We start from the raw sequence: 2,255 nt of genomic DNA, 5'->3' as shown, positions 1-2,255 counted from the left end.
TATTTCTCCCCCATGCGCTTTTACAATATCATACGCCAGGCTTAAACCCAATCCTGTCCCCTGGCCTGTAGGTTTTGTTGTAAAGAATGGTTGAAATATTTTATCGATTACATGCTGCGGAATGCCGTTGCCGTTATCCTATACTGAAATAAAAACGTTATCATTAATTTTCTTTGTACTTACAGAAACTGTTGGCTCATAATTTTCAATTCCTGATCTTTTCTTTTCATCTACCGCATAAAATGCATTGGTAATTAAATTTAAAATTACCCTACCAATATCCTGTGGAATAATATCGATATTTCCTATCCCTTCCTTGTCGGCAGACAGGCTTTCATCATAATCTGTTTTTAATGTGGCATTAAATGATTTGTCTTTTGCCCGCAAGCCATGATACGCTAACCGTAAATATTCATCAGCCAGCTTATTAATATCTGTGGATTCTTTTACACCGCTGCTGCTTGTGCTATGCTGCAACATTCCTTTTACAATTGCATCGGCACGTTTACCGTGATGTAATATTTTTTCTAAATTTTGTTGTACATCCTTTGCAATTACTTTTACTTCCTCTGTATTTCCCTTATCAACTTCACCAACCATCTCACTTATCAATTCATTGCTTACTTCCGAAAAATTGTTTACAAAGTTCAGTGGGTTTTGAATTTCATGTGCAATGCCTGCAGTCAGTTCTCCAAGGCTTGCCATCTTTTCTGATTGGATGAGTTGTTTTTGTGTATTCTTTAATTCACGCAGCGTTGTTTCTATTTCCTGCTTTTGAGATTGCAATAAAGAGTTTGCCTTTTGTTTGTGTTTGTTGTTTCTGTACAAAACGATAGCCAACACTATAAATCCTGTAATTATGCCTATTAGGCCATACATTTTTATTTTGGTATCGTATTGCTGCTTTGCTTCCCTGCGTTGCTGCTCCTGTTGCTGAAGACGGGCTTCTTCATTAAAAGAAAGGGTTTGAAACTGTCTTACTTTATCTGAATTGTACAGGCTATCTTTTAATGATACCGAAAGATGGAGATATTTATATGCACTATCTAACTGTCCATTGGCTTTATATAAATCTGCAATGAACGGACTTATTTCTGCAATAAAATAATTTGAATTTTCGCCCCACGACTGAACAGTTTTTTTATTTGTTTGATAAAAAATTAAGGCCCTTCTTGCATACAACAATGCCGAGTCCAGGTTGCCTTCTTTTTGAAACACCTTTGCCATTCCTTCATTTGCGGCTGCAACCCAATAATCAGGAATTTTTATCACAGCTAACCTATAATACCTAAGAGCAGTTTTATTATCTCCCTTTGCAGCATAAATATCTGCCAGTAACTTATTGGCAGAGGCTAAGTATGCATCTTCAAAAGGAAGCCCTGCTACTGTTGTCATTTGATTTGCATAAAGGAAAGCAGAATCAAGTAAATGGAGGCTATAAAAAGAAGATCCTATGATACTGTTTACATTCCATTTGTTCAAGGCAAACCTTGAGTCCTTTGAGTTTACAGTGTTCAGAATAGAGTCGGCTAATTTTCCATAACTCAACACATTCCGGAAATCCTGCATTGAAATATAATCGTTGGTAATCTGTACAATGGTCGAAACAAGTAGAAATTTATCATCTCCTTTTTCTGCCAATTTTAAATTTTCCAGCCTCAGCTCCAATGCTTTTGGATAATTTCCCAAAGAATGCATAAGATAGGCTATCACTTCCTGGAGCCCTATATATTGTGTTGCATATTTTGTTTGATTATGTAATTTGTCATTGGAAGAAGCCATTATTTTTTGCTGTAACTGTAGTGCGGTCTGGGCGTAATAGAAGGCTGAATCCGCATTGAAATATTCGGGGTAAAATCCATAGAAGTTGGCAATTGAAGCTAAAATTTTTAAACGGTTGCTATCTTCCTTTTCCTTTGCAAGTTCATACCATTTACCAACAAAAATCTCGTCCCGCCATCTCAGTACACTATCTATTAAAGTAGTATCCTGAGTTATGAAAAAGGTACGATCAGGGACCTCATCACCATTATCTTGTTTTTCAACGCTAAACCAACTACCTCTGTGAAATTTATACTTAAGAGCGCCTCCTTTTAAATTAAGCGTTATTGATTTTTTATTTGCCCCATAAGCATTCAACAAATATTTACTGTTGGCAGTAGAGTCCCAGTTAGAGAAAGTTCCGGTTATGAAAATACTATCATGATGAATGACCGTTTTTTCATTTAAAATAAATTTCACTTTATATTGCGCAT

Annotated in this window: 1 protein-coding gene and 1 pseudogene; both read right to left on the bottom strand. The window is 36.0% G+C overall.

Going from position 1 to position 2,255, the window contains the following annotated elements; all coding sequences use genetic code 11:
- Positions 1 to 126: pseudogene (locus H7254_RS11630) on the bottom strand (ATP-binding protein); the annotation flags it as partial.
- Between the two features lie 12 nt (positions 127 to 138).
- Positions 139 to 2,255, bottom strand: a 2,117-nt coding sequence (locus H7254_RS11625) for a histidine kinase dimerization/phospho-acceptor domain-containing protein (protein WP_301933125.1), incomplete at its 5' end; no start/stop codon positions are given.

Origin of the sequence: Ferruginibacter sp. (assembly GCF_014377975.1) — a bacterium.
Classification (GTDB): domain Bacteria; phylum Bacteroidota; class Bacteroidia; order Chitinophagales; family Chitinophagaceae; genus Ferruginibacter.
This window is presented reverse-complemented; position numbering and strand designations above follow the sequence as displayed.